This window comes from Paenibacillus hexagrammi (assembly GCF_021513275.1).
Taxonomy (GTDB): domain Bacteria; phylum Bacillota; class Bacilli; order Paenibacillales; family NBRC-103111; genus Paenibacillus_E; species Paenibacillus_E hexagrammi.
In genome coordinates this window covers 4,373,834-4,396,432 of the sequence record NZ_CP090978.1, presented here as the reverse complement: position 1 = coordinate 4,396,432, position 22,599 = coordinate 4,373,834, and the positions used below count along the sequence as shown (strand labels likewise).

The window sequence follows — 22,599 nt, the reverse complement described above, 5'->3', positions numbered from 1 at the left end:
TGGTCTTTTTGTCCGTATCCGCTCATAGGTCACATTTCGTTTTTCTTCCATCTTTGCAGCAGAGCGCGTTCGCCAAGCACCATTCTTCCTTCGCTGAGTCGAAGTGCCAGCCTTGCGGCGAATACCCCAAGCAGAACGCCTGCGCTCATGTCGGAGAGCCAATGGATGCCTAGGTAAAAGATCGAGAAGATAATGAAAGCAGAGGAGCAGGGAACGAAATATTTCCAAAAGGTGCTGCGGTTCTTGAATGCGATAATAGCCATGGATACGCTGATGGAGGTATGCAGGCTTGGAAAGCAGTTGTCAAGGCCCGACAGCGGACGATAATCCTGCTCAAACGTAGGAAAAACGTGGGTAATGAGCAGATCGACATTTGGATGAAAGTACCAAACTTCATTGACTGGGAAGAACAGGTAGAAAGGGATAGCAATCATGTAATTGATCATAAGTGCGTAACAGATGGCGAAAAAGAGCTTGTAGTTTTTTTGAAACGTGTAAATCCCGATGGACGCAATCATCACGGATGGAAAGACAACGACATAGAAATAGCTGCTGATATAAGTAAGCACATCGTTTTGAAATAGATGCTGGATGGTAGCGACAAAATCCCCTTCGATCCGATATATGGATTTGGTGAAATCCGCGCGGTAATCCATGCTTTTTTCTACCCATAATTCAACTTTATTAAAAAAAGTATGGTCACTAAGGCGACACAGTGTAACAAAAATTTGCGGGAAGTAAAGATCTCCTGTACAAAGGTTCCGGCTATGATGAACGGATTTCTACGTGTCGAGACGGTCAAGAAAAGAAAGACTGTCAGGACAATATAGACCGTAGCATGGGTCATAGACTGAAACGGACTCATGGTGTTTCCCCCTAAATATGGAAATTATTACGGCTAGAACGAAGACATTATACCACAATCAGAGGGGAATAGGATACTTTCAAGCATGTCTCTTATTTGCGAGTATTGACGCCAAGCATACCGCCGAGCGCTCCGGAGACGAACAAGATTCCAAGAAGCTGGAGTGACTGTAGGTTGAGACCTGCGTCGAATGCCAAAAAGCCGACTAGGAAGATAAGCAGGAAGTATAGGATGCCCAGCATTCCGCCGTAATACCAGCCTCGGCTGCCGGCTCTCTTACCCGCCACCCAGCCGCCGATGAATAAAGATACGCCATGAATAATCATTGTGAGCGTATGCAAGGAGCTCTCCTGTGTGCTGGTGAGCAGTAGAAAAAGGGATGTCACGATGGTGCCGATCGTCATCATGATGAGCGCATACACGAGCCCGGATAACAAAGGAGACGTAATTCGAACCTGACTTACACTTCTCATTGGGTTCATAACCATCATTCCTTTCAACATATTCGAGGTTTTGTTAACATCATTGTATGGCCAAGCACATAGAATTAGTACATACTATTAGGGAGGAAGTGAGGATTTGAATGATTATTCGCAGGGTCCTGTAGGCTGGCAAGCGATAGCTGCCGTATTGATATACGGGGCTGCTTATATCGGGATTATTACGGAAAGATGGAATCGTTCTTACATAGCGCTTGGCGGGGCTATATTGATGCTGATAATTGGGGCCGTTCCGTTTCATCTAGCCATGGCTTCCTTTGCCAGGTGGGATACTTTGATTTGGATGACGAGTCTATTTATCATAGCGATCGGATTTCAAAGAACCGGCATGATGTCTTATCTTGCAGCAGCGCTTATAAGGAAGAATAGAATAAAACCGCTGACTATTTTGTTTGGCGTGTCGATGCTTACCGCGATAGGTTCGGCATTTGTAGACAGTGTGGTTATGATCTTGATTATTGTGCCGATCATGCTGAATACGGCGAAGCTCTTGAAGCTATCGCCGGTTCCCTTCATGCTGTCCATTGTACTCTCAGCCAATCTGGGAGGAGCGTCTACGGCAATAGGCAGTGTAACCAATCGATTCGTGGGAGAGGCGGCCGGATTTACCTTCTGGCAGATGCTGCGGACCTTAGGACCGCTGATGGCACTCCTGCTGGTTATTGTATATGCAGCCTTATGGATGATCTATGGCAGGTCGTTAGTGGTTCCCGAAGCAAATCGGAGAGAAGTGCTTGCCATTCAACCTGCTGAATTGCTTGGGGACCGGTTGCAAGTGATAGGGGGCAGTTTGATCCTACTGCTGTTTTTGATCGCGGAAATGCTTCAGGGAGTTCTGGGGTGGCGGGGGGCTTATATCGCTCTTGCAGGTGCCGCGGCATTCATCCTCCTTAACTATTCATGGATCCTTACAACGGTTCGAACCAGAGATTACCGCCTTGCCCTTCAAGGAATACTGGAGTCGCAATTTTTATACTTTTTTGGACTATTCGTGATGACAGGCGGGCTGGTTTATGCGGGCGTTACCGGTTTATTGGCGGTTAAATCGATGGAGCTTAGCCAAGGCAGCATTCCTTTCTTATCGATCATCTTGGTTGGGATAACAGGTGTTGGCTCCGCCATGATCGACCATGTTCCATTTGCAGTGGCTATGGTGCCTACCATTCATGATATTGCGGAACTCGCCAAGATTTCGGAGATGGGGCCTGCGACTTCATTATGGTGGTCGCTTATGATCGGCGGTGCGGTCGGAGGCGGTGCGACACTGCTTGGATCTACAGCCGGTATGCTGGCCGGAGGGCTTGCGATGCAGGGGCAAAGCGGGTTTAGTCAGAGGGATTATTTGAAATTTGCGCTTCCCGTTAGCGTCGTGCTATTCATTGTCGCTGCTTGCTATATTCGTATCGTTATCACGTAATTGCCAACAATTGATGAACTAAAATTTGCATGATGAAGTACGTGAGAGGTCAGAATACCATTGAACTCCGAGAACAAGCTAGAGCTTCCAAGAAGGAAGCTGCACCTTTAGATCAGGGAGGCTCAACCAATGGATATTCTGACCATTTTTTTTCGCACGGTGCTGATCTATTTTGTTGTGTTTCTGATGCTGCGCATTATGGGAAAGCGGGAGATCGGGAAGCTATCCTTATTCGATCTGGTCATTTCCATTATGATTGCAGAGATCGCGGTATTTGTATTGGAGGACGCCAATAAGCCTTTGATGGACGGTATAGTTCCTATGGCTACATTGGTGTTGATTCAAGTGGCCATCGCGTATATTACCTTGAAAAGCCGACCAATCCGGGTATTATTTGACGGGAAGCCCAGTGTGCTTATTGAGAACGGCTCCATCAATCGTGAAGAGATGAGAAAGCAGCGCTATAATCTGGATGATCTCATGCAGCAGCTCAGGCAGAATCGGGTTATGAACGTTGCGGATGTGGAATTTGCCGTCCTTGAACCGTCGGGTAAGTTAAGTGTGGTGGAAAAAGAAAGAAGAGTTTCAGACACCGCTGACAGCGGGCTTAAGGGCACGATTCGTTATGAGGGACTTCCTCTACCTTTAATTATGGATGGAAAAGTGCAGGATGAGAATTTAGAAAAGATAGGGAAGACCCGGTTTTGGCTTAAAAACCAGCTTCAAGAAAAAGGCTGCAATGATTTTAAGGAAATTTTTTATTGCTCCATTGATCACAGAGGCCGATTCTTTGTTGATCGTAAACGATAATTTCATTATCGTATGAATTTTTTACCAAGCCGCATAATTTTCAGCAAGTCCCCCTGATTCACTAGTCTCATCATGATGATTAGAATGATGTACATGACAACCCCGATCAAGCACGAAGCAGTGAAGCGAAGCCAATCGGCTTCCGACCAGGTTGTATGCATAACCACATAGCTGCTTATTCCGGATATGGCCATGGCGGCAATGATTTTGGCGAAGTCACTTCCTTGCATACGAAATTTCAAAAGACGTACCACACTGTTCCAATGCAAAATCGTAACAAGCACAATGTTGATGTTTATGGCGAATATTGCACCTTTGATCCCTAGTTCAGGCTTACTGGCCAGTATGTAAATAAGTACTAGCTTGACGGCAGATCCGATTAGCGTATTGACAAGCGCCGCTCCTGGTTTATTTAGAGCCTGCAGCGTTGATTGCAAAGGAGCTTGGAAGTAAATGAAAATGGCGATGGGAGCCATCATTTTCAGCATGATACCAACATCAGGCTGATTGTACATATACGTGCAGATAGGCTCGGCCAAGACGAACATCAGCACAGCAAAGGGAGCACCGGTTACTAATGCCAGCCGCAAGGATTGATGCAGTCTGGAATGAATGGTTTGCATATCCTTGCGAGCTGCTGCCTCGCTCAAGGAAGGGATCAACGATACCGATAGCGACATGGTGAGTGCGCTTGGAAGCAGAATTATCGGAATAATCATTCCTTGTAAAGCTCCGTATTGGGCAGTAGCCAGCGCGGTCGTCACTCCGGCGATAGCAAGACTTTGAGCGATGAGAATGGATTCAAACAAGTACGAGCATGCACCGATTAGTTTACTGCCTGTAACTGGAACAGATATGCGGAGGATCCGCTTCAGGTTGGACAGTCGTCCGCTTGTTTTCTTCGTGCCGATCTGTACGTTCGCTATGTAAGTGGTTTGTGCTTTATTTCTTTTGAAATGCAGGACAAGTACGACTAGTCCTCCAATTTCACCTGCGAATACACCTATCATTGCTCCGGCTGCTGCATATTCGATTCCGTAGGGAAGCATGAGATACGAGCAGATCAGAACCATGATAATCCGAACTACCGTTTCTGTAATTTGCGAGGTCGCTGTCGGTATCATGTTCTGTCTGCCTTGAAAATAAGCGCGATACACCGAAGACAACCCGATAATGGGAATCATGGGGCTCATGCACAGGAACGTGTAATACACGCGGGAATCTGTGAGCAAGTGATTCGTGATCCATGCGGCTCCTGCCAGGCAGACTATCGTAAAAATGATGCTAAGCCCCGTCGTAAGCAGCAGGGAAATGCGCAGAATGCTTCTGACACGTGCCTCATTGCGTTCCGCTTCCGCCTCGGCAATCAGTTTGGAGATGGCAACGGGAATTCCCCCTGTTACGATAGTCAGGATTACGACCAGAAAGGGCCACCCCATTTGATACAATCCGACCCCTTCGGCGCCAATGACCCGCGGCAGCGTAATGCGGGGAATAAATCCAAGTAACCGATTTAAAATTCCTGCGGCTAGCAGGATCATTGTTCCTTTGATAAACGACTGCTTGGTCAATGCTCCCATACCTTCTTCCGTCCTTTGATACCTTATGAATATGCAGGTTTCGGCCAAGCTCATGCTAACAATTTTGGACATGTCTGTATGGAGTGCAGGAAAAAGCAGGGTGACTATCGAATATGAGGAGCAGAGGGGAGGAAAGACTCATGGACGAACACGAAGATAACCGCACGGAAGAGCAATGGGATAGTTCGGTACATGCCGCTGAAGAGGCAAAACCGGAAGAGCAAGCAGAGAACTTTCTTTCGGATTCACATGAATCGGCCCCTATGGAGAATCGGGAAGCCTCGGACGATCAGGTGGGCGAGAATGAAGAACCGGCCATGTCCGACTATGAATTAAATGAGGTTATTGAAAGCTTGTGCCTCAGCAAAGTGGAGGAATTCAAAATGCTGGGCTATGAGCATGTAAGCGGTAAAGAGATTTGGGACTGTGTTTCGGATAAATATAGGAAAACAGGCGTCCCTCCGCTGCACCAGATTGTTAACGATATTCTGTCGCTGAAATCGACCCAATTTATGAACTGGATGACACTAAGCGCGTTTAAAGGGGCCCAATTGTAAAAAACGGGCTTATTTTTTTGCGCGTTTTGGAGCATATTACACAAAATGACGTAAATTGACTCGATTTTCGCACCTGAGTATAATAGGAATATTGAGTATGGAAGGGAGACAAGCAAGAGATGCTGGATTGGAAAAGAATCTCGATCTTCTTTTTGACGGTAGTCATCGTTCTCGGCGCCATCGCCGCAACGAGTCCGTCATTAGTAAGTCGAATCAAGCTTGGACTAGATTTAAAGGGCGGCTTTGAGATTTTGTATACAGCCGAGCCTTTAAGCACAGGTCAGCCTTTAACGAAGGAAACGCTTTCTCAAGCGGCGGAAAGCCTTGCTAAGCGCGCGGACAGTCTTGGTGTCGCTGAGCCGGAGGTATACCCTGAAGGTGAAGACCGCATTCGCGTACGCCTTGCCGGTGTTAAGAACGAGGATGAAGTTCGGTCGTTGATGTCAAAACCGGCTGTTCTCACATTCAGAGGTCCGGATGGCACCGTTTATTTGAATGGTACGGACTTTGTGGAAAATGCCGCGAAGCTCAGCTATGATCCGAACACGAAACAACCGATTGTAGAAATCAAGCTGAAGGACAGAGCGAAATTTAAAGATGTAACAACCAAGCTGACAGGCAGCACCCTCTCCATTTATTTGGATGATGAACTGCAATCGACAGCTTCCGTGCCTTATCCGATTGACAGTGATGCGGCTATCATTAATCAGTCAAGCGTAACGGAAGCGACTAAGGTTGCCAAACTGATTAACCTGGGCGCCATGCCCTTAAAGCTGAACGAGAAGTATATTCAGCGTGTTGACGCAACATTAGGTACAGCGTCACTACACGAAACTGCTTTTGCCGGTTTGATTGCATCTGTGTTAATTTTCTTATTCATGGTAATTTATTATCGCGTTCCAGGTTTGGTCGCTGCTTTCACACTCATTACGTACGTATGGGTACTGCTCGCAGTATTTGACTTCATGAACGCAACGCTCACACTGCCTGGTATTGCGGCGTTAGTGCTAGGGGCCGGTATGGCAGTTGACGCCAACATTATTACATACGAGAGAATTCGGGAAGAGATCCGTTCCGGTAAGAGTATCATGTCCTCGCTGAAGGCTGGTTCCAAACATTCCTTCAGAACCATTATGGACGCTAACGTAACGAACCTGATTGCTGGTATTGTGCTTTACTACGTGGGTAACGGTGCGATCCGCGGCTTCGCTGTGATTACCATGATCAGTATCATTATCAGTATCTTAACGAACGTTATCCTCTCCAGATGGCTGTTGCATCTGATCATTAGAGGCAACATGCTCAAGAAGCCAAGCTACTTTGGCGTGAAGGAGGCTGACATCCGTGAACTCTAAGAAACAATTTGACTTTGTAAAAAACCGGAAAAGGTTTTTTACACTTTCTCTTCTAATTCTTGCAACAGGCTTGGTGTTTCTATTGGTTTCCGGTATGAACTTCGGCGTAGACTTTAAAGCTGGTACGAATATCGACTTGGTAGTCGGCAAGACGCTGGACAAAGCGAAAGTGGATGAAATCATGAGCCAGCTGAGTTCCAGCGGTCAGGTTACATCCCGTTATGCAGATCCAACCATTGGCGGCACTAATAACGACAGGGTTTCCATCCGTTTCGACGAAGTGCTGAATGATGACGCTATTAATAAAATTCAGAGCGCCTTTGCTGCCGCATACGGCGGCGAGGTTTCCAAAGAGGTCAACACGGTCGATCCACAGCTTGCCAAGGAGCTGCTGATCAAAGCAGGCTACGCGGTCGGTATTGCAAGCGTACTGATCTGCTTATATGTCAGTATCCGATTTGAGTGGCGCTTCGCGCTTGCCGCAATTATCGCCATTTTGCACGATGCGTTTATGGTTATCGCCGTATTTGCTATCTTCCGTCTTGAAGTCAATCTTCCATTTCTGGCGGCTGTGCTTACCACGATCGGTTATTCGATTAACGATAAAATCGTTATCTTTGACCGGATCCGTGAGAACCTGCGCTTCGCCAAGCTGAAAACGGATGAAGATTTGGTGGCGCTTGTGAATGATAGTATCTGGCAGACCATGGCACGTAATATCAATACGGTTTTGGTTGTTCTAGTTGCAGCAGGCAGCTTGTATATATTCGGTAGCGAATCCATCAAACTGTTTGCACTTGCTAAACTTATCGGTTTAACGAGCGGTGCCTATTCATCGATTTTCATCGCTTGCGCCTTGTGGTATATGTTCAAAAGAAATTCTCTCAGTTCTAAAAAGAAAGCTGCAGCGTAATAACCTTAATAAATGGGCCGCGTGAACTTATGCGCGGCCTTTGTATCCGTCTATTGCCTTGATCATGGACGGATACTTTCTTGATAGGCTGCTGCTTTCAGTATGGGAGGATAGATTTTATTACCGAGGGAGTGCTTCGTATTGAGTGACAAGCGATTCGAGAAGGCTGAGTTTGCGGCGTGGGTAGGAATAGCCGGAAATTTGCTGCTGGCACTTGTAAAAGGGATTATCGGATTTATGTCCAACAGTAAGGCTTTACTGGCGGATGCGGCTCATTCCGCTTCTGACGTAGCAGGATCCATTGCTGTATTAATCGGGCTGCGAGTCGCAGGACTGCCTCCCGATGAAGATCATCCATATGGACATGGCAAAGCGGAATCCATTGCATCCATTGTTGTAGCTGTTATTTTATTACTTGTAGGTATTCAGATCGGTATTTCGTCTATAAAGACGTTGTGGCACGGAGCGGAAGCTCCGCCGAAAGCTTACGCTTTAGTAGCGATTGCACTATCTCTGATTGTGAAAGAAGCGATGTTTCAGTATAAATATCGACTGGGCAAAAAGCTGAAATCGCAGGCATTAATTACCAATGCATGGGAGCACCGCTCTGATGTATACTCTTCTATTGCAGCCCTCATAGGCGTTTTGGGAGCCGTATTGGGAGAATATGCCGGTTGGCCTCTCCTGTATGAACTGGACCCACTGGCCGGTATTTTTGTTGCCTTGCTGGTAATTCGAATGGGATACAATCTGGTTAAGGAAGCGGCGCATGCCACAATGGACCATGTGCTGCATCATGAAGATGCTTCGGAATTAATTGAATTTGTACAAAGTATCAAAGGTGTCATTTCGGTAGATGATTTGCGCGCCAGAGAGCATGGTCACTATGTCATTGTGGATACCAAGATTAGTGTCAATCCGAGAATAAGCGTGCTCGAGGGACACGACATCGCCAAAAGCGTGAAACAGCAGTTGATGAAGAAGTTTACTCATGTGTCGGACGTTTTTGTTCATGTTAACCCATACGATCCGGGATATCCTTATAAAAACAACATGGATGAAGAGGCGGGAGCTTATCCATCCGTTATTCACTAGCATTTTTAAGATTTAAAATTGATCACAGTTTTGCCTGTGGCAAAACTCCAGGGGGATCTGCAATGCTGACGCCAAAGGCAAGATGGAGTATTAGCCATGCGGAAGAATCCTTAATAGAGATGTTCGTCCGTGATTTACATATAGAACCGCTCGTCGCCAAGCTGCTTGTACTCCGTGGTCTGCGCACAGTTCCAGAGGCAGAGCAATTCATGAATGGCGGCAAGGATTTGTTTCACGATCCCTTTCTGCTGGACGGAATGCGGGCGGCTGTCGAACGAATCCAACAAGCACTTGCACGCAACCACAAGATACGTGTATATGGAGATTACGATGCGGATGGAGTAAGCAGCACCTCCCTGATGGTGCACTTACTACGGGGGTTAGGAGCACGCTTCGATACTTATATTCCACATAGAGTGAAGGAAGGTTACGGCTTAAACCGCGGTGCCATTGAATCGGCCAAAGCGGATGGAGTAGACCTATTTATTACGGTAGATACAGGGATAAGTGCTGCGGGTGAAGTGCAGTACATCCAAGAGCTCGGCATGGACGTGATCGTTACGGATCATCACGAGCCGCCTGAGGTGCTTCCCGATGCGCTGGCTGTCATCAATCCGAAGAAACCCGGATGCCCATATCCTTACAAGCATCTGGCTGGAGTCGGCGTCGCGTTTAAACTCGCTCATGCACTTCTCGGCAGGTTGCCGGAAGAATTGCTGGACTTTGCTGCAATCGGTACGGTGGCGGATCTCATGCCGCTAACGGACGAGAATAGACTCATCGTAAAATGGGGCCTTGAGCGGATGCAAGCTTCCGATTATGCCGGCATTCGCGCTTTACTGAGCGTTGCAGGAGTGGAGCGTAAGGAAGTCACAGCTACTCACATAGGCTTCTCCTTGGCTCCGCGGATTAATGCCAGCGGAAGGCTGGAATGCGCTGACGATGCGGTTAAGCTTCTGACTACAGAAGATGAGCAAGAAGCCGAGCAAATTGCTTTGGAGCTGGACTTGCTTAATAAGGAGCGTCAGCGTATTGTGGAGGAGATGGCTTCTGAAGCAATTGTGATGGCGGAAGAGCAGCGAAGCAAGGGACATGATAAAGTTATCGTCGTGGCCAAGGAAGAATGGAATGTGGGCGTTGTGGGTATCGTCGCTTCCAAGATTGTGGAAAAACACTACCGACCGACGTTAGTGCTTAGTATTGATCCTCATACAGGCATAGCCAAAGGTTCTGCTCGTTCCATTGCAGGGTTCGACATGTATAAGGCGCTTACGGCCTGTAAGCAGTGGCTGGACCATTACGGAGGCCATCAGGCGGCGGCCGGAATGAGTCTGGACCGTGCACATCTTCCCGAGTTCACAGCTATGCTAAATCAACTGGCTGAGGAATGGTTGACTGAACAAGATTTTATTCCGATGCTACATGCCGATAGTGAATGCAGTTTGGCAGATGTACCCATAGCAAGCATCGAGCAGCTCAGCAGACTTGCGCCTTTCGGAATGGGTAATCCGGCTCCGCGCTTCGTATTCTCGGACCTGGAGCTTAGCGATATCCGTACCATGGGCAAGGAGAAGCAGCATTTGAAGCTGGGACTGTCACAAGCGGTTGCAGAGACTAGCTGCTCCGTAGAAGCAGTAGCGTTTGGAAAGGGCAGCTTAAGCCATCTGATCTCACCGACATCCAAACTAGATGTGCTCGGAGAACTGTCCATTAATGAATGGAACGGCGTTCGTAAACCGCAAATTATGCTGCAGGACCTTCGCGTGCGGCATGTTCAGCTGTTCGATTGGCGTGGGGGCCAGCAAATGGCGGCAAAACTCGCTTCCTTGCTCCAGGCACTGGAGAGCGGCGTGCGAAGCGGGGGCGCTGGACAACGGCCGGCCATCATTTTATTTGATGATGCGGACGAAGAGGTTTTTGCAAAATTGCCTTTTCAATTGGAGCTTGACTTGCCTTATTGGATTGTAAAGCGGACAGGACAGATTCAAGCAGGAAATGCGCAAGCGAAGGGATTGCAATTATCCGGTATGCAGGATATTGTGCTCTACTCCGTACCTGGCAGCCTGAATGACTTGAAGGAACTCTTGTCGCAGTGTAATAGCATGATGAGATGCTTCGCAGTATTTACGGAGCTGAGACAGATGCATCAAGGGGCTATGCCAACGCGAGATATGTTCAAGCTCATGTACGGTACCTTGCAAAAGCATGGTTCGTTTAACATGAAGGATGACCGGTTCCTGCAGTCACTCAGTAGACGAACAGGGCTCTCCCCATCGATGATCGGGTTCATCTTTTCCGTATTTGAGGAGCTATGCTTTGTATCCCAGACGGACGGCGTCATTAAACCGCAGCCTGCGCCGGCTAAACGAGATTTGGCTACATCGAAGCTATACCAAGATAAATTACATCGCCAAGAGGTCGAAACGATCGTCATGTACACCTCAGCGAAAGAGCTGGAAGCATGGGTCGTGCAGCATATACAGCAGCATCCACAAGTATTGGAGGAGATAATATGAATTTTAAAGATTATGTACGTGTTATTCACGATTTTCCACAGCCTGGTATTCGTTTTAAGGATATCACAACGCTTCTTCAGAGCGGTTCTGTGTATAAGGAAGCTATTGATCAGTTGAAGCAAATGGTACAGGAGAAGGAAATTGATCTGATTGCTGGACCTGAAGCGAGAGGCTTCGTTATTGGCGCTCCGCTTGCTTATTCACTTGGGGTAGGATTCGTACCGATACGCAAAAGCGGCAAGCTGCCTGGTGAAACCATCGAAGCTGACTACGCTCTGGAATATGGTAAAGATAAATTGGCTATGCACAGCGATGCCATTAAACCGGGACAAAAGGTATTAATCGCAGACGACTTGCTCGCTACAGGCGGCACGATTCAAACGTCGATCAACCTGATCAAGCAGCTGGGCGGAGAAATTGTTGGTGCCGCATTCCTGATTGAGCTTTCGTATCTTGATGGCAGAGATAAACTTGATGGCATTGATGTTGTTTCTTTAATCCAGTACTAGGTGGCATCACTTGAAAAAAGCACGTAAATTATTGCCCAAGCAATAATTTACGTGCTTTTTACATTTCATTCGCAGATAGGATGTGTATAAAATCAATTATGTAACAATACATTCTAAAATCTGATTCATATGATAGACATCATGATCTGTGAATTCATCGACGTAATTATTCCAAATCCTTTATACAAGCAGCAGGACAGGATTGAAAAGAGGAACAACGATTAAACAAAGATCATATGGTTGATACTAGTAAAATTTCTAACTGTTCCCGACATAGGACCTTCGTAATTGTGAAAGCTTTGCGAGAAACAGCACCATTTTGTCGAAAGTAAGTGGGTGAGCAGTTGACGGGGAGCCTGACTTGCAGGCATAATGAATAAAAATCGACTAAAGGAATGGGTAGATGCATGGGTATAGAGCAGCTGCTGGAGAAGGCCTCCACCTATCTAAAGGAGAATGATTTGCAGAGGATTAGGGAGGCCTATGATTTTGCCGACGAAGCCCACCACGGCCAAGTGCGCAAATCAGGGGAACCCTATATTCTGCATCCCTTAGCTGTTGCTGAGATTCTGGTGAACATGCAGATGGATGTAACCTCTATCATTGCAGCACTGCTACATGATGTCGTGGAAGATACGACGGTTTCACTCGAAGCCGTTTATGATAAATTCGGAAAGACATGCGCAATGCTCGTTGACGGATTGACCAAGCTTGAACGAATCAAGTTTAAATCCAAGGAAGAGCAGCAGAACGAGAACTATCGGAAAATGTTTGTCGCGATGGCGCAGGATATTCGCGTTATTCTGATTAAGCTGGCGGACCGTTTGCACAATATGCGTACACTGAAGTACCAGTCTGAGGAGAGCCAAAGAAGAATTGCCGAGGAAACACTCGAAATCTTTTGTCCGATTGCGCACAGACTTGGTATTTCGACGATTAAGTGGGAGATGGAGGATATCGCCCTCCGCTATTTGAACCCGCAGCAGTATTACCGCATAGTGAATTTGATGCAGAAGAAACGCGCCGAACGCGAGCAGTACATTGAGAATGTCATCGAAAGCATCCGCGAGAAGCTTGAGGAGATGAGCATTCAAGGGGACATCTCAGGTCGTCCCAAGCATCTGTACAGCATCTATAAAAAGATGAGCTCCCGAGGCAAACAGTTCAACGAGATCTATGATCTCATGGCCCTTCGGGTTATCGTGGATAACATCAAGGATTGCTACGCATCTCTTGGTATCATACACACGCTTTGGAAGCCGATGCCGGGTCGTTTCAAGGACTATATCGCGATGCCGAAGCCGAATATGTACCAGTCCCTTCATACGACAGTTATTGGTCCCAAAGGGGAACCGTTAGAGGTGCAAATCCGTACGTGGGAAATGCACAAGACCTCTGAGTTTGGTATCGCAGCGCACTGGGCTTATAAAGAAGGCGGCTCTGTCGTTCCTTCGGGAACTTTTGAAGATAAGATGAATTGGTTCCGTGAGATTCTCGAGCTGCAGCAGGAAACGAGCGACGCTTCCGAATTCATGGAATCTATGAAGATGGATTTCTTCTCGGATCTGGTGTTTGTCTTTACGCCTAAAGGCGAGGTCATTGAATTGCCAGCCGGTTCGGTTCCGCTTGATTTTGCTTACCGAATTCATACAGAGGTAGGCAATAGGACGATTGGTGCGAAGGTGAACAGCCGCATCGTACCTTTGGACCATAAGCTGAAGACGGGAGATATTATCGAAATTCTCACTTCCAAACATTCCTACGGACCTAGTCAGGATTGGATCAAAATTGCTCAGTCATCCCATGCCAGAAGCAAGATCAAGCAGTGGTTCAAGAAAGAGAAGCGTGAGGAAAACGTAGAGAAGGGCAAGGAAATGATCGAGCGCGAGCTCAAGCGTCTTGCTATTGATCCTCCTACGCTCATGAGTGAGGAAAAGCTGCTGGAAGCGGCGAAGAAGTTTAATTTTAACGATGTGGAAGATATGCTGTCCGCAGTAGGATTTGGTGGAATTACGGCAGCGCAGATCTGTACCAAGCTGACGGAGAAGCTTCGTAAGGAAGCGGAAGAAGCGCAGATTCTGCAGCTGACAAGCGAAGTGAAGGAAGTCAAGGCCGCACCGCAAACCGAGCGCAAAAGTCGTCCGACTAATGGAGTACGCGTCAAGGGCGTTGATAATTTATTGGTGCGTTTTGCCCGATGCTGCAACCCAGTCCCCGGTGATTCCATCATTGGATATATCACACGAGGACGCGGAGTGTCCGTACATCGTCAGGATTGCCTGAATATTCCTTCAAGTGTCGGTGAAGAAGAACGCGTGATTGAAGTGGAATGGGCGGAAGCGGTTGAATCCAACTTCAATGTCGAAATTGAAATTACCGGTCATGACCGTCGTGGCTTCCTCAACGAAGTCCTTCAAGCCGTATCCGAGAGCAAGACGATGATATCCGCAGTATCCGGTCGTTCTGACAAGAATAAAATGGCAACGATTCATATGACCATTTTGATTAAAAATATCGACCATCTGCAATCTGTCGTAGAGAAGATTAAGCGCGTCAAGGATGTTTATTCGGTTCAAAGAATTATGCAGACGTAGGAGATCAGATACAATCATGCGTGTAGTTGTTCAACGATGCAAGGAAGCTTCCGTTACTGTTGATGGCCGGGTCGTCGGTCAAATCGGCAAGGGACTGATGCTGCTGGTTGGTGTTACCCATGAGGATACCGAGCAGGATGCTAAGTATATCGCGGACAAGATGGCGGGATTGCGAATATTTGAGGACGAATCGGGTAAGATGAATCTCTCCGTTCTTGAAACCGGGGGACAAATCCTATCGGTATCGCAGTTTACTTTGTACGGCGACTGCCGCAAAGGTAAGCGTCCCAACTTTATGGCAGCAGCCAGACCCGATGTGGCAGAGCCGCTCTATCACAAGTTTAATGAAATGTTGAGAGCTCAAGGGCTTCATGTGGAGACCGGGATGTTCGGAGAAATGATGGATGTGAGCCTGGTCAATTGGGGACCGGTGACGCTGATCGTAGATAGCAAATGATTAGAATACCTAGCTGCTGGAAACAATAGATAGTGAAACCAGTCAGTTAGGAGCAACCCAGATGCGGCAAGGTATCAAGCATAAAGTAATGATAGCTGCGGAACAGCAGCTGCTGCAAGGATCTTTGGCGGAGAGACTCAGTCAAGCGCCTGCACTTGGCCAGGTTGAACTGAGTGAAGAATTTACCTCTGACCAGGAGAAATTAAAGTGTATTCCGAAAAAATCATACCGATAACGTTCTAAACCCCGAGCGCTGCCGATCAGCAGACCGGGGTTTTTTCGTTGATTGAGCGTATACTCATCTTCTCGCTTCACATCAACCTTAGCTCACATGCTTGTTCTTAACGGGCGCCTGCTATTCCGCTGAATTTCTCTATGCCTCAAAATTGTGGTAAACTTACAGATGGTGTAAACCATAGGTATGAACGGTTATATCGACAACTGGAGGGCTTTACTTGAAAATTGAAGTGAGCCGTACTGGCTTTGAAGAGCTTACTACGGAAATTTTACATATTCATCGTCTATTTTTTGAAGAAACAGAAATTAGCTATACGTCGATAGAGGAAGCAGACCTTCGCATTAAGCTCGAGTTGGAGGTCTTGGAGAATGAAGATGAGGGGTTGGCAAGAGCGTCTGCTCTAGTACGGGACACCGAGCTGCCGGATGAAGAATGGACAGCCGTGAATGAACGTATGATGGGACTAAATGACCTAGCAGGCAGAAAGACGGCGATTCGACGGGCTGTTTGTACGTCACTCTTGCAGGCGCTGCAGCAGATGACGGGACTGACCCAGCCATGGGGGATCCTCACAGGTGTTCGGCCGACGAAGCTCATGCACAATTTGCTGCAAAAGCATGACCGAGAGACTTGCCTGCAGCTGCTCAAGGAGCAGCATTTGGTCAGCGATGAGAAAGCAGATCTGTTAGTCGAGGTAGCGGAGCGTCAGCTGAAAGTGATACCGGATTTATTCCATTTGGACCGGGAAGTCAGTGTTTATATCGGGATTCCTTTTTGCCCGACTAAATGCGCATACTGCACGTTCCCAGCTTACGATATTCGCGGTAATAATGGCTCAGTCCACTCCTTTCTCCATGGGCTTCATGAAGAGATGCGGTTGATGGGCAAATGGATGAAGGAAGCGGGATTGCGTATTACGACCATTTATTGGGGGGGCGGAACACCCACGAGCATCACTGCCGAAGAGATGGATGCCTTGTTCGTTACGATGCACGAATCGTTTCCGGACATGTCCGCTGTACGTGAGCTAACTGTGGAAGCGGGCAGACCCGATACTATTACACCGGATAAAATCGAGGTCATGAAGAAGTGGAACGTCGACCGTATCAGTATTAACCCGCAAAGCTTTACCCAGGAAACGCTGGATGCAATCGGACGTCACCATACAGTGGAAGAGACCATTGAGAAATTCAAATTGGCCCGCGATATGGGTCTGGACAATATTAACATGGATCTCATCATCGGGCTTCCGAATGAAGGAATGAAGGAGCTTGAGCATTCGCTCGTGGAAACGGAGAAGCTGCTGCCGGAATCGCTGACTGTACATACGCTATCGTTTAAACGGGCTTCTCGAATGACGAAGAATAGAGAGCAGTATGAAGTCGCGGAGCGGGATGAGGTAGCTGAAATGATGGAACGGGCAATCGAATGGACCACGCAGCATGAGTATGTTCCATATTACTTATACCGGCAAAAGAATATCCTCGGTAATCTTGAAAATGTAGGCTACGCCTTCGAAGGCCGCGAAAGCTTGTACAACATCCTAATGATGGAGGAACGTCAAACTATCATCGGGCTTGGGTGCGGAGCAGTCAGCAAAATTTTGTTTGCTCGCGGAGAAGAACAATCGGAGGTGCCTCAGCGCATTGAGCGCTTCCCTAATCCTAAGGAGCCCAGTGTGTATAATCAAGCCTATTTGGAATATATCGAGAAAAAAATAAAGCTGTTGGACGAAGCTTATCAACCATTGCGTGAGAAGCTGACTAGTTCGCAGTAAGTGGAGAGGTTGTGTACCAGTTCTATGTCAACTCGTTCCAATAGAAGAAGCTCCGCCTCAAGCGGTTGGCTCATCTTGATGTGGATGCTGATCTTGGGTGCTGTAGTTGCAGCGGCAGGGGCATTATTATATCAATATAAGCATAAGGTAAGCAGTAAGCCAACGGGCAATAAGCAGCAGGTTGAACAAGTCAGTTCTGTTGAAAAGCCCAAGGCTTCCTACGATGTTATCGTCGTGGGCACAGATCCTGAAGGAATTGCGGCAGCTGTATCCGCTGCGCGCAATGGCTTGTCTACGTTGCTGGTGGATGGGCGAAACAGGGATATACTGGGTGGATTGATGACAGAGGGCTGGCTCAATACCATTGATTTCAACTATGCGCCCAAGACGAATCCATTAGGTAAGCATGAAGTTTTGAATAAAGGAATGTTCTCGGAGTGGTTCAGTAAGGTAGAGGGAAGCTCCTTTGATGTGAGTACAGCGGCTAATGCTTTTAATGACATGGTCCGTCATGAACAAAATCTGGACGTTCTGATGAAGACACAGAAGATCGAACCGGTAACCGCAGCCGGAGAATCAGGAAGCACGGTCGTGCAAGGAGCATCAATTGTGCTAGAGAACGGGACGCAGCAAACTGTAAAAGCCGGAGCTGTCATTGATGCCACTCAGGACGGTGACTTTGCAGCAGCAGCAGGTGTGCCCTTTACGATGGGCCGGGAGGACTTAGGCGACCCAAAATCGAAAATGGCGGTGACGCTGGTTTTTAAGCTGGCTAATGTGACTCCGGAAGTGTGGAGCCAGATGGCGAACCGATTAAATAATGATCAATTTGCAACGACAGGTGTTGATAATGTAAGCGTTTGGGGCTACGGAGAGATGAGCAATTATCCCGCCCAAAATAAGGAACGTGCCAAGATGAGGGGCCTGAATATGGGACGTGAAAACGATAATTCCGTTCTGGTCAACTCGCTGCAAATATTTGATGTGGATGTATTAGATCCCAAGTCTGTGGAGGAAGCCTTTCAAATCGGTAAGAATGAGCTGCCGCACGTTGTGGATTATATGAGAAAAACGTTCCCTGAATTTGCCGGCGTTGAGCTTGCAGGCACAGCTCCCGAGCTGTATGTTCGCGAAACCCGTCATATGCAGGGGGAATACCGACTCAATATTGTTGATGTTTGTACGAATGGGGATCAGTGGGACCGGATTGGATTCGGCTCCTACCCCGTAGATATTCAAAGAGTATCTGCAGCCGATTCAGGGAATGTTGTATGTGAGCCGACGCAATATGCCATACCTTTCCGAAGTCTCGTACCGCAAAAGGTGGATAATCTGCTCGTTGTAGGTAGGGCCGCAAGCTATGATACACTTCCTCATGGTAGTGCACGTGTCATTCCAACTGGTATGGCGGAGGGAGAAGCGGCGGGGGCCGCTGCGAAAATCGCGCAGGACGGCAAAGTTACGTTCCGTCAGCTTTCTGCATCTAAGGAGCTTGTGGCTAAGCTGCAGAACCGTCTGATTCAGCAAGGCGTAGAACTTGCGCCGATTGAGGTGAAGCCGGAGCCTTTCATGGAGCATAAATCGTTTGATGCTTTGAAATCAGCTCTTATGCTGGGACTTGCTACAGGCTCCTACGACAATAATTTCCATTTGGATGATCAGGCTAATCCGAAACGAATGGTGAACCTGGTAAATGGGGCTAAAAAGATGAAACCTGAAGCCTTCCAAGGGATCCTTCCGCAGCTATAGCCAAGATGGAGGACTCAGATAAAATTCCTTTAACGCTATCACAAGCGGTATATACGATCACACAGGCGTTAGGCATACCTGGATCCGCGGAAGAAGCGCAGGCCGAGCTTACCCGCCGCGGGTTGCTGACGGAGCAGTCACTCATGTTAATTGCCAACAAAGAAATGTTGACTAATGCCGATACTTATGTGTTGATTCGAGATCTTAAGCTAGGCTTGACAGGTAAGCCTTAATATATAAGAGCCTTTTCTACCGTATGTTCCAGAATGGTAAAAAAGGCTCTTAGTTTATGTTCACATCATAGAACTTATTAATTTGGGATCCCAAGCAAAGTACTTGATCCAGCTTTGAGGCCAAGGCCCCACTTTGTAGGGTTATGTTAAGATGGGAGATATGTGTGCGCTTACAACTATTCGGCGGTGTCGGAAGCATCCTCGGATGAGGCGTCGGCAGGTTCATCGGCTTCATCGCCGTCTGCCTCGTCGACCTCTTCATCCTCTACATCTTCCTCGCCATCCTCTTCAGCAGCTTCCCCATCCTCCGCATCATCCCCATCGTCCGAATCATCTACAGCGTCATCCTCCGAGGCATCTTCTTCAGCTTCATCTTCGGAGTCTTCCTCATCCGAGGCATCTTCTTCCGCATCTTCCGCAGCATCGGAATCTTCAGCTTCTTCAGCAGCCACGTCTTCATCCGCCTCTGAAACTTCTTCAACTACATCAACTTCGACTTCTTCACCCTCTGTTTCATCCGAGAAGAGCACCAGGTAATCCTGCGGTTGTTCTTGGAAACGGTTTTGAATTGTCATTGTTCTCAGCCTCCTGATTGATTTTGCAAGGGCTTTCCCCTTGTTGTACATGTATATGTCCGTAGAATCCGAATATACAATCCGGCGAATGAAAATTGTTTGAAAATGATCACATCCTAAAGGTATGAGAAAAGCCCGTCTGCCATGGGAGGCGCGGGCATGATTTGTGTAAAAGCATTAGTTTCTGTAGGCTGTGTCCCATATGAAAAAGCTCAAGCAATGATTGGATAATCCCATCTAGATGTGTTTATGTTACATGGAGTTACAGGAGAGAATCGATAGAATACTCTCCGGCTCCGATGAGAGCTACACCGACAGCCACCGCGAGTAGCACCAAATTATATTCGATACCGCCTGACGTCGACCAGAAGCCGTTTTTGCCGTGAACTTTAACCATAGCCATGATCATAGTCAGAACAATGAGCACAGCCCCGATGAATGTCCAAAGTCCGACCGCAAATAGCAGTCCGCCTAGCAACTCCGCCAATCCTGCAAGAACAGCCATCGCAACCCCGGGCTTAATACCAATGGATTCAAAAAAGCCTCCAGTGCCTTTCGGTCCGTAGCCTCCAAACCAACCGAACAATTTTTGAGTACCGTGCGCGGCGAATGTAAGACCGATAATGAGACGAATAATAAGTAAACCTAAAGCCATAGATAACAACTCCTCTATAAATTATTTTTAGTAAACAACTTACTTTATGTTAGTATATTATGACGGGCACTTACTTTTGTCAAGCGACTATGCTAAAATTGTTCATAAGGAGATGATTCGTATGGAAGACTATCAACTGTGTCCAAAATTCGAAAATGCATTTGAACTGCTCGGCAAACGTTGGACAGGGCTGATTATCCATGTACTTCTGACAGGACCTAAGCGTTTTAAAGATATTTCCGAACTCATCCCCAGCATGAGTGATCGAATGCTTTCGGAAAGATTTAAAGAACTGGAGGCATCTGGAATTGTCATTCGGCATGTCTATCCGGAGACTCCGGTGAGGATCGAGTACGAGCTTACAAGCAAGGGGAAGGGTCTTAAATCCGTTATGGATGAGCTGCAAAAATGGGCGGACCAATTTTAGTCCGCTCACTTGACTTTAAAAGCTTCAATGATTACAATAAGCAATAATGTGATTGGATAAATTTGAGATCCATTGAAGGGACAAAGTAATTCGCATTCCTATATCCAGAGAGGAAAGCCGAGGCTGCAAGCTTTCTTATAATGAGCGAATGAAAGACCTCCCCGAGGACCAGCAGGGAACCATGAAGCTTTGTCACAAAGCTTCGGTGCAGTAGCTGACTGGCGTGTAGCGGGCGTTATCCGACAAGAGCAGGATACATATGCGAAGAATGATACAGTCATTGCTTGGCAATCCTGAATGTGGGTGGTACCACGGGTGAATTTGGTTAACAAATCTCTCGTCCCTGACGTAAGTCAGCGGCGAGGGATTTTTTTGTTACCATAAGAATTTACCTCTTCGAAAGACCTCGATAGAGGTTTATCTCATAACTAACTCTGTACGCGGTCAGCTCATTAGAAAGACCTCGAATGGAGTTTGACTCATAAAAGGGAATGGAACAAGGAGGGTGGATACAGATGAGTATTCAGAAGCCGAAAGGTACACAGGATCTCCTGCCAGGTGATGTCGAGAAGTGGCAGTACTTGGAGAACAAAGCTAGGGATCTATGCCGAAGATTTAATTACAAAGAAATTCGCACCCCAATCTTTGAACATACGGAATTGTTCGCGCGCGGGGTGGGGGAGACCACGGATATTGTCGAAAAGGAAATGTATACGTTCCAGGACAAAGGGGACAGAAGCATTACACTTCGACCGGAAGGTACTGCCGGTGTCGTACGTGCATATGTAGAGAACAAGCTTTATGGTGAGCCGGACGTAAGCAAACTGTATTATGTAGGCCCGATGTTCCGCTACGAGCAGCCTCAAGCTGGCCGATACCGTCAATTTCATCAGTTTGGTATTGAAGCTTTCGGATCGACGGAACCGAGTATCGACGCGGAGGTCATCGCGTTGGGCTATACGTTTTACAAGGAAATTGGACTGCAGAATGTGACCGTTGAAATTAATTCGGTGGGCACGCCTTCCGTGCGTACGGCTTATCGAACCGAGCTGCAGGCTTTCTTCGCTCCAGTAAAAGATAAGCTTTGCAAAGACTGCCAATTCAGGTATGATCGCAATCCCATGCGCATTCTTGATTGTAAAGTAGATCAAAAGTATGGTGAAGGTGCACCGAGTATTTTAGATCACTTAGATGATGAATGTAATACGCACTTTGGGGCTGTTCAAGATCATCTTACTGCGATGGAGATCCCATTCACGATTAATCCCCGGCTTGTACGCGGACTGGATTACTACACGCATACGGCTTTCGAATACAAGTCGGCAGGCATTGGATCTATCGATACGATAGGAGCAGGCGGCCGTTATAACGGGCTGGTTGAGCAAATCGGCGGCGGCGATCAGCCGGGTGTCGGACTTGGGCTCGGACTTGAGCGGATCCTGCTCGTGCTGGCCAATCAAGGTGTCGAAGTACCGAAGCCGGAACCGATTGATGTGTATTTGATTGCACTCGGAGAACCCGCTGAAAAAGAAGTCATTAAGCTTCTGTACCAGCTCAGACAGCAGGGCATAGCTGCGGAGAAAGATTATTTGGGCCGTAAGATGAAAGCACAAATGAAATCTGCGGACCGATATAACGCCAAATATGTGGCGATTCTTGGCGACGACGAGCTTGCTCGCGGGGAAATTACGCTAAAGAAAATGGAAACAGGGGATCAGCTAACCGTCACCTTGGCGGATCTGGCAGCGAATGCAGCGAAGACGCTATTCGAATAGAA

At 47.4% G+C, this 22,599-nt stretch carries 21 protein-coding genes; 16 read left to right on the top strand and 5 right to left on the bottom strand.

Annotation, left to right across the window (positions count from 1 at the left end; all coding sequences use genetic code 11):
• Positions 1-29: 29 nt before the first annotated feature.
• Complete coding sequence (locus L0M14_RS19790; RefSeq protein WP_235118318.1) at positions 30-656, bottom strand: phosphatase PAP2 family protein; 627 nt, start codon at positions 654-656, stop codon at positions 30-32.
• 301 nt (positions 657-957) lie between these two features.
• Entirely contained in the window at positions 958-1,347 is a 390-nt protein-coding gene (locus L0M14_RS19785) for a TIGR04086 family membrane protein (protein ID WP_235118317.1), read from the bottom strand.
• 97 nt (positions 1,348-1,444) lie between these two features.
• Here L0M14_RS19785 and L0M14_RS19780 point away from each other — a divergent pair, with 97 nt between their 5' ends.
• Both L0M14_RS19780 and L0M14_RS19775 read left to right on the top strand, forming a co-directional pair.
• The gene (locus tag L0M14_RS19780) at positions 1,445-2,782 is read left to right on the top strand and encodes an SLC13 family permease (protein WP_235118316.1); all 1,338 of its coding nucleotides are present in this window, start codon (positions 1,445-1,447) and stop codon (positions 2,780-2,782) included.
• Positions 2,783-2,911: 129 nt separating this feature from the next.
• Positions 2,912-3,592, top strand: coding sequence for a DUF421 domain-containing protein (locus L0M14_RS19775; protein ID WP_235118315.1), 681 nt, complete (start codon positions 2,912-2,914; stop codon positions 3,590-3,592).
• Between the two features lie 5 nt (positions 3,593-3,597).
• On the opposite strand, the gene spoVB is transcribed toward L0M14_RS19775, so the two are convergent.
• On the bottom strand, positions 3,598-5,163 hold the full coding sequence (spoVB, locus tag L0M14_RS19770) for a stage V sporulation protein B (RefSeq protein WP_235122972.1): 1,566 nt from the start codon (positions 5,161-5,163) through the stop codon (positions 3,598-3,600).
• Between the two features lie 149 nt (positions 5,164-5,312).
• Here spoVB and L0M14_RS31605 point away from each other — a divergent pair, with 149 nt between their 5' ends.
• The 12 genes from L0M14_RS31605 to L0M14_RS19710 all read left to right on the top strand — a co-directional run bounded on the left by L0M14_RS31605 (position 5,313) and on the right by L0M14_RS19710 (position 19,165).
• A complete protein-coding gene (locus L0M14_RS31605; RefSeq protein WP_311198744.1) occupies positions 5,313-5,729 on the top strand; it encodes a post-transcriptional regulator in 417 nt (138 codons plus the stop codon).
• 122 nt (positions 5,730-5,851) lie between these two features.
• On the top strand, positions 5,852-7,084 hold the full coding sequence (gene secD, locus L0M14_RS19760) for a protein translocase subunit SecD (protein WP_235122970.1): 1,233 nt from the start codon (positions 5,852-5,854) through the stop codon (positions 7,082-7,084).
• On the top strand, positions 7,074-7,997 hold the full coding sequence (gene secF / locus L0M14_RS19755) for a protein translocase subunit SecF (RefSeq protein ID WP_235118314.1): 924 nt from the start codon (positions 7,074-7,076) through the stop codon (positions 7,995-7,997). Before secD ends, secF begins: the two co-directional genes overlap by 11 nt.
• A gap of 141 nt (positions 7,998-8,138) precedes the next feature.
• A complete protein-coding gene (locus L0M14_RS19750; protein ID WP_235118313.1) occupies positions 8,139-9,092 on the top strand; it encodes a cation diffusion facilitator family transporter in 954 nt (317 codons plus the stop codon).
• A gap of 62 nt (positions 9,093-9,154) precedes the next feature.
• Positions 9,155-11,608, top strand: coding sequence for a single-stranded-DNA-specific exonuclease RecJ (gene recJ, locus L0M14_RS19745; RefSeq protein WP_235118312.1), 2,454 nt, complete (start codon positions 9,155-9,157; stop codon positions 11,606-11,608).
• Positions 11,605-12,117, top strand: a complete 513-nt coding sequence (locus L0M14_RS19740) for an adenine phosphoribosyltransferase (RefSeq protein WP_235118311.1) — start codon at positions 11,605-11,607, stop codon at positions 12,115-12,117. Before recJ ends, L0M14_RS19740 begins: the two co-directional genes overlap by 4 nt.
• A gap of 407 nt (positions 12,118-12,524) precedes the next feature.
• On the top strand, positions 12,525-14,711 hold the full coding sequence (locus L0M14_RS19735) for a RelA/SpoT family protein (protein ID WP_235118310.1): 2,187 nt from the start codon (positions 12,525-12,527) through the stop codon (positions 14,709-14,711).
• A 16-nt stretch (positions 14,712-14,727) separates the two neighbouring features.
• Positions 14,728-15,168, top strand: a complete 441-nt coding sequence (dtd, locus tag L0M14_RS19730) for a D-aminoacyl-tRNA deacylase (protein WP_235118309.1) — start codon at positions 14,728-14,730, stop codon at positions 15,166-15,168.
• A gap of 61 nt (positions 15,169-15,229) precedes the next feature.
• Entirely contained in the window at positions 15,230-15,403 is a 174-nt protein-coding gene (locus L0M14_RS19725; RefSeq protein WP_235118308.1) for a hypothetical protein, read from the top strand.
• A gap of 220 nt (positions 15,404-15,623) precedes the next feature.
• Positions 15,624-17,183: a coproporphyrinogen III oxidase gene (locus L0M14_RS19720; protein ID WP_405030794.1), complete on the top strand. Its 1,560-nt coding sequence runs from the start codon at positions 15,624-15,626 to the stop codon at positions 17,181-17,183.
• A 24-nt stretch (positions 17,184-17,207) separates the two neighbouring features.
• Positions 17,208-18,932: an FAD-dependent oxidoreductase gene (locus L0M14_RS19715; protein ID WP_235118307.1), complete on the top strand. Its 1,725-nt coding sequence runs from the start codon at positions 17,208-17,210 to the stop codon at positions 18,930-18,932.
• A gap of 5 nt (positions 18,933-18,937) precedes the next feature.
• The gene (locus tag L0M14_RS19710; RefSeq protein ID WP_235118306.1) at positions 18,938-19,165 is read left to right on the top strand and encodes a hypothetical protein; all 228 of its coding nucleotides are present in this window, start codon (positions 18,938-18,940) and stop codon (positions 19,163-19,165) included.
• Positions 19,166-19,341: 176 nt separating this feature from the next.
• On the opposite strand, the gene L0M14_RS19705 is transcribed toward L0M14_RS19710, so the two are convergent.
• Complete coding sequence (locus L0M14_RS19705) at positions 19,342-19,740, bottom strand: hypothetical protein (protein ID WP_235118305.1); 399 nt, start codon at positions 19,738-19,740, stop codon at positions 19,342-19,344.
• A 262-nt stretch (positions 19,741-20,002) separates the two neighbouring features.
• On the bottom strand, positions 20,003-20,395 hold the full coding sequence (locus tag L0M14_RS19700; RefSeq protein ID WP_235118304.1) for a DoxX family protein: 393 nt from the start codon (positions 20,393-20,395) through the stop codon (positions 20,003-20,005).
• A 121-nt stretch (positions 20,396-20,516) separates the two neighbouring features.
• On the opposite strand from L0M14_RS19700, the gene L0M14_RS19695 reads away from it, so the two are divergent.
• Complete coding sequence (locus L0M14_RS19695; protein WP_235118303.1) at positions 20,517-20,822, top strand: winged helix-turn-helix transcriptional regulator; 306 nt, start codon at positions 20,517-20,519, stop codon at positions 20,820-20,822.
• Positions 20,823-21,337: 515 nt separating this feature from the next.
• Positions 21,338-22,597 carry a histidine--tRNA ligase gene (gene hisS, locus L0M14_RS19690; protein ID WP_235118302.1) on the top strand — a complete coding sequence of 420 codons (1,260 nt, stop codon included), beginning with the start codon at positions 21,338-21,340 and terminating at the stop codon, positions 22,595-22,597.
• The last annotated feature ends 2 nt before the right edge of the window (positions 22,598-22,599 follow it).